The sequence below is a fragment of the Streptomyces colwelliae genome (genome assembly GCF_048158785.1).
Classification (GTDB): domain Bacteria; phylum Actinomycetota; class Actinomycetes; order Streptomycetales; family Streptomycetaceae; genus Streptomyces.
Map to the genome: position 1 here is coordinate 1 of NZ_JBLTJC010000544.1, position 5,514 is coordinate 5,514.

Sequence of the window (5,514 nt, forward strand, 5' to 3'; positions counted from 1 at the left end):
AGGCGACGCCGCCTACGTCACGCTCATCCCGCTCGGCGCCCTGGTCTTCCGCGCGGCCGGCCGCAGGGACCGTCCGGTCGCAGGGCGTCGTCGAGGAGATGGAAGCGGTCGGTGGCGGTGTAGGTCACGGAGGTCGCGCCCAGGAGGCGGGCCTCGCGCCAGCGGTCCGCGGCGACGCGTACGTAGGTGCCGGCCTCGACGCGGTCCCGGACGGTGACGGGGAGCGGGTCGACACCGAGGCCCTCGGTGCGGACGAGGGCGAGGTCGAGGGCGGGCAGGGGGGTCACCGCGTCGGCGGTGACCAGGCAGGTGCGGTCGCCCGCGGCGTGCAGGACCAGGCGGGGCAGTCCGTCGACCGCTTCGTGGCTGGTGATCACCGTGCCGTGGTGGTCGGCGACGAATCCGGTGCCGCGTGGGCGCCCGGCGAGGTCGCGGACGCGTACCAAGGACTCGTCCAGGTCGCGGACGCGTGCCGGGGCCGTGTCGTCGATGTCGTCGGCGACGGGCGCGGCGCCCAGCGTCGATCGCTCCGCCCGTGCGTCTTCCCGCGTCCGACGGCCGCCGCCCGTCCGCGGGCCACGTCCCGCCATGGTCGAACCTCCCCGCCGTACCCATGCCCTGTGTTCGACGGTAGGCGTGGCGTGATCAGCGGGACAGATCGCGTGGTGAACGCGCCCCCTTCCGCTCCCTCGGTTCACTCCGAGCGCCTGCCCGGACGGGTGAATAGACCCCGAGGGTTGGATACACCCTAGGGGTGGGGGAACCGAGGGGGGACCGTGGAGCGGCGGGAACGTAGACCCCGTGACCGCCGCTCCACGGGCGGGACTTGAGGACCCGCCAGGTCCTCGGTCCCGCCCCCGGGGTGTCTCTCAGGCGAAGACCGCGAGGCTCTTGGCCTTGCCCTTCTGTTCCTCCACGAGCGCCAGGAAGCGGCCCTCGGGGTCGAAGACGCCGACCGCGCCGGCGCCCGTGTACTCCTCGGGGATGTCCAGGCGGACACCGTTGAGCAGCAGCTTCGCCCGCCGGGTGTCGACGGACCAGCGCGGGAACGCGGCCTCGGCGGCTTCGGCGATCGGCATCACGGTCAGCTCCTCCTGGAGCTGGTCGAGGGTCTTCGCCGTGTCCAGCTTGTACGGGCCGACGCGGGTGCGGCGGAGAGCGGTCAGGTGGCCGCCTACGCCCAGGTCCTCGCCCAGGTCGCGGGCCAGGGCCCGGATGTAGGTGCCGGACGAGCAGACCACCGAGACCACCAGGTCCAGGACGGGGGTGCCGTCCTCGGCGACGGCGTCCCGGACGTCGTAGACCGCGAAGGAGGAGATGGTGACGGGGCGGGCGGGGATCTCGAAGTCCTCGCCGTCGCGGGCCCGTTTGTACGAGCGGACGCCGTTGATCTTGATGGCGCTGACCTTGGACGGGACCTGCATGATCTGGCCGCTGAGCTTGGCGATCCCGGCGTCGACGGCGTCCCGGGTGACCTTCGAGGCGTCTGTCGACCCCGTGATCTCGCCCTCGGCGTCGTCGGTCAGGGTGCTCTGGCCCAGGCGGATCGTGCCCAGGTACTCCTTCTCCGTGAGCGCGAGATGCCCCAGGAGCTTTGTCGCCTTCTCGACTCCCAGGACGAGTACGCCCGTTGCCATCGGGTCGAGGGTGCCCGCGTGCCCGACGCGGCGGGTGCGGGCGATGCCGCGCATCTTGGCGACCACGTCGTGCGAGGTGAAGCCCGACGGCTTGTCCACGATGACAAGGCCGTCGGGCGTCGGGGTTTTCTCGGTCATTCGGCGGTGTCGTCCTCGTCGTCGTCCTCGTCGTCCGGCTTCTTGTACGGGTCCGCGTCACCCGCGTACGCGGCGCCCGCCGAGACCTCGCGTACCTTCTCGTCGGACTGCCGTGCCTTGTCGAGGAGGTCCTCGATGGTCTTGGCGGTGTCCGGGAGGGCGTCCGCGACGAAGGTGAGGGTCGGCGTGAACTTCACGCCCGCCGCGGCGCCCACCGCGGAACGGAGCACGCCCTTGGCGCTCTCCAGTCCGGCAGCCGCCTCGGCCCGCGCCTCGTCGTCCCCGTACACCGTGTAGAAGACGGTCGCCTCCCGCAGGTCACCCGTCACCCGGGTGTCCGTGATGGTGACGTGCGTGCCGAGCCGCGGATCCTTGATCCCGCGCTGCAGCTTCTTGGCCACCACCTCTCGGATGAGGTCCGCCAGCCTCTTGGCACGCGCGTTGTCGGCCACTGGTCCGTCTCCTTAGTAACTACGTCTTGCTGCAACTACGTCTTGCCGCTTGCTTCGGTCTTCGTCCGGCTTCAGTCTTCGTCGCTGTGGAGTCTGCGTCGAACGGAGAGCAGTTCCACCTCGGGCCGCGCGGCGACGAGTCGCTCGCAGCGGTCCAGTACGTCGGTGAGGTGTCCCGTGTCCCCGGAGACCACCGCGAGCCCGATCTCGGCCCTGCGATGGAGGTCCTGGCTGCCCGTCTCGGCCGCGCTCACCGCGTACTTGCGCTGGAGTTCGGCCACGATCGGACGGACGAGAGAGCGTTTCTCCTTCAGCGAGTGGACGTCGCCGAGGAGCAGGTCGAAGGACAGAGTCCCCACATACATGTGTGTCCGGATGTCCCGCCGGTTCGGGGTATGGGCGCCGGTCTCGGACGCCGATACAGGAACCGTACACGCAACGGCCGGGGCCGATCGACGGAAATTCTCTCCGCCGACCGGCCCCGATCGCGTGCTGTGTCGATCAGCCGCGAGGCTTCTCGCGCATCTCGTACGTCGCGATGACGTCGTCGACCTTGATGTCGTTGAAGTTGCCGAGGTTGATACCGCCCTCGAACCCTTCGCGGATCTCGGTGACGTCGTCCTTGAAGCGACGCAGACCGGAGATGGTGAGGCTCTCCGCGATGACCTTGCCGTCGCGGACGAGGCGCGCCTTGGTGTTGCGCTTGACCTCGCCCGAGCGGACCAGGACACCGGCGATGTTGCCCAGCTTGGACGACTTGAAGACCTCGCGGATCTCCGCCGTGCCGAGCTCGACCTCCTCGTACTCCGGCTTGAGCATGCCCTTGAGGGCCGCCTCGATCTCCTCGATGGCCTGGTAGATCACCGAGTAGTACCGGACGTCGACGCCCTCGCGCTCCGCCATCTGCGCCGCGCGGCCCGCGGCGCGGACGTTGAAGCCGATGACGATCGCGTCGGAGCCGGTCGCCAGGTCGATGTCCGACTCGGTGACCGCACCCACGCCGCGGTGCAGGACGCGGATGTCGACCTCGTCGCCGACGTCGAGCTGGAGCAGCGAGGACTCGAGAGCCTCCACCGAACCGGACGCGTCGCCCTTGATGATGAGGTTGAGTTCCTGCACCAGACCGGCCTTGAGGGCCTCGTCCAGGTTCTCCAGGGAGAACCGGACTCCGCGCCGGGCGAAGTTGGCGTTGCGCTCGCGCGCCGCGCGCTTCTCGGCGATCTGACGTGCCGTGCGGTCCTCGTCGACGACGAGGAAGTTGTCGCCGGCGCCCGGGACGTTGGTGAGACCGAGGACGAGGACCGGGGTCGAGGGACCCGCCTCTTCCACGTTGTCGCCCTTGTCGTCGAGCATCGCGCGGACACGGCCGTAGGCGTCGCCGACCACCATGGTGTCGCCGACCCGCAGGGTGCCTCGCTGGACCAGGACGGTCGCGACGGCGCCGCGGCCCTTGTCCAGGTGGGACTCGATCGCGATGCCCTGCGCGTCCTGCTCCGGGTTGGCCCGCAGGTCGAGCGAGGCGTCCGCGGTGAGGACCACGGCCTCCAGCAGGCTCTCGATGTTGAGGCCCTGCTTGGCGGAGATGTCGACGAACATGGTGTCGCCGCCGTACTCCTCGGCCACCAGCCCGAACTCGGTGAGCTGACCGCGCACCTTGGTCGGGTCGGCGCCCTCGACGTCGATCTTGTTGACCGCGACCACGATCGGCACGTCGGCCGCCTTGGCGTGGTTCAACGCCTCGATCGTCTGGGGCATCACACCGTCGTTGGCCGCCACCACGAGGATCGCGATGTCGGTCGACTTGGCACCACGGGCACGCATGGCGGTGAACGCCTCGTGACCCGGGGTGTCGATGAAGGTGATCCGGCGCTCTTCGCCGTTGACCTCGGTCGCGACCTGGTACGCACCGATGTGCTGGGTGATACCGCCGGCCTCGCCCGCGATGACGTTCGTCTTGCGGATGGTGTCGAGGAGGCGGGTCTTACCGTGGTCGACGTGACCCATGACGGTCACGACCGGCGGACGCGCGACGAGGAACTCCTCGCCACCCTCGTCCTCGCCGAACTCGATGTCGAAGGACTCGAGCAGCTCGCGGTCCTCCTCCTCGGGGCTGACGATCTCGAGGACGAAGTTCATCTCGTCCGCGAGGAGCTTCAGCGTCTCGTCGGAGACGGACTGCGTGGCAGTGACCATCTCGCCGAGGTTCATCATCACGCCGACGAGCGACGCCGGGTTGGCGTTGATCTTCTCGGCGAAGTCGGTGAGGGACGCACCGCGCGACAGACGGACGGACTGTCCGTTGCCACGAGGCAGCATCACACCGCCGACCGACGGGGCCTGCATGGCCTCGTACTCCTGGCGCCTCTGCCGCTTCGACTTGCGACCACGACGCGCGGGACCACCGGGACGGCCGAAGGCGCCCTGTGTGCCACCGCGGCCACCCGGACCACCGGGACGGCCACCGAAGCCGGGACGGCCACCGCCGCCACCGGCGGGAGCACCCGGACGGCCGGCGAAACCGCCGCCACCGCCACCGGGACCCGCGGGACGACCGGCGAAACCGCCACCGCCGCCACCCGGACGACCGGCGAAGCCGCCGCCGCCACCCGGACGACCGCCGCCGCCACCCGGACCGCCGGGACGACCGCCGCCGGCACCGGGACCACGGCCACCGGGGCCGCCACCGGGACGGGGGCTACCGGCAGCGGGACGCTGCGGCATCATGCCGGGGTTCGGACGGTTGCCACCGGGGCCACCGCCGGGACGCGGAGCGCCGCCCTGCGGGCGGGGCATGCCGCCCGGGCTCGGACGCGCGCCACCGGGAGCACCCGGACGGGCACCGCCCGAAGCGCCCTGGGGACGGGGACCGCCCTGACCGGCACCCTGCGGACGCGGAGCGCCACCGGGGGCACCGCCCGGACGGTCCTGGCCGCCGGGACGCGGGGCACCGGGACGGGGCGCGCCGGGGCGCGCCATGCCGGTGGAACCACCGGAGGTGAACGGGTTGTTGCCCGGACGGGGACCGGCCGGACGAGCACCGGGACGCGCGCCCTGACCGGCCGGACGCGGAGCGCCGGGACGGTCGCCGCGGTCACTGCGCTCGGGACGGTCGCCACGACCCTGACCACCCTGGCCGGGACCGGCCGGACGGGCACCGCCCGGACGGGGAGCCTGGCTGGCCGGACGCGGGGCGCCCGGACGCGGGGCAGAACTGGAACCGCCCGTAGAAGCAGGGGCGGCAGGCGCGGCCGGAGCCACGGGAGCCGCCGGGGGGGCGGTGAACTCGG

The 5,514-nt window shown here is 71.5% G+C and carries 5 protein-coding genes; all 5 read right to left on the reverse strand.

Annotated elements, in window-relative coordinates; all coding sequences use genetic code 11:
- Positions 1-23 precede the first annotated feature (23 nt).
- The gene (locus ACNFOC_RS50325) at positions 24-590 is read right to left on the reverse strand and encodes a trypsin-like peptidase domain-containing protein (protein ID WP_416965689.1); all 567 of its coding nucleotides are present in this window, start codon (positions 588-590) and stop codon (positions 24-26) included.
- A gap of 279 nt (positions 591-869) precedes the next feature.
- Positions 870-1,775, reverse strand: a complete 906-nt coding sequence (truB, locus tag ACNFOC_RS50330; protein WP_416965687.1) for a tRNA pseudouridine(55) synthase TruB — start codon at positions 1,773-1,775, stop codon at positions 870-872.
- Positions 1,772-2,227: a 30S ribosome-binding factor RbfA gene (rbfA, locus tag ACNFOC_RS50335; protein ID WP_019064766.1), complete on the reverse strand. Its 456-nt coding sequence runs from the start codon at positions 2,225-2,227 to the stop codon at positions 1,772-1,774. The genes truB and rbfA overlap by 4 nt, the downstream gene beginning before the upstream one ends.
- Before the next feature lie 71 nt (positions 2,228-2,298).
- Entirely contained in the window at positions 2,299-2,592 is a 294-nt protein-coding gene (locus ACNFOC_RS50340) for a DUF503 domain-containing protein (RefSeq protein ID WP_019064765.1), read from the reverse strand.
- A 136-nt stretch (positions 2,593-2,728) separates the two neighbouring features.
- On the reverse strand, positions 2,729-5,514 hold a 2,786-nt coding region (gene infB, locus ACNFOC_RS50345), incomplete at its 5' end, for a translation initiation factor IF-2 (RefSeq protein ID WP_416965688.1).

Bases quoted from the DNA above. Each gene is read 5' to 3' on its own strand.
- ACNFOC_RS50325 (WP_416965689.1), bottom strand. From the start codon at position 590: ATGGCGGGACGTGGCCCGCGGACGGGCGGCGGCCGTCGGACGCGGGAA.
- truB (WP_416965687.1), bottom strand. From the start codon at position 1,775: ATGACCGAGAAAACCCCGACGCCCGACGGCCTTGTCATCGTGGACAAG.
- ACNFOC_RS50340 (WP_019064765.1), bottom strand. From the start codon at position 2,592: ATGTATGTGGGGACTCTGTCCTTCGACCTGCTCCTCGGCGACGTCCAC.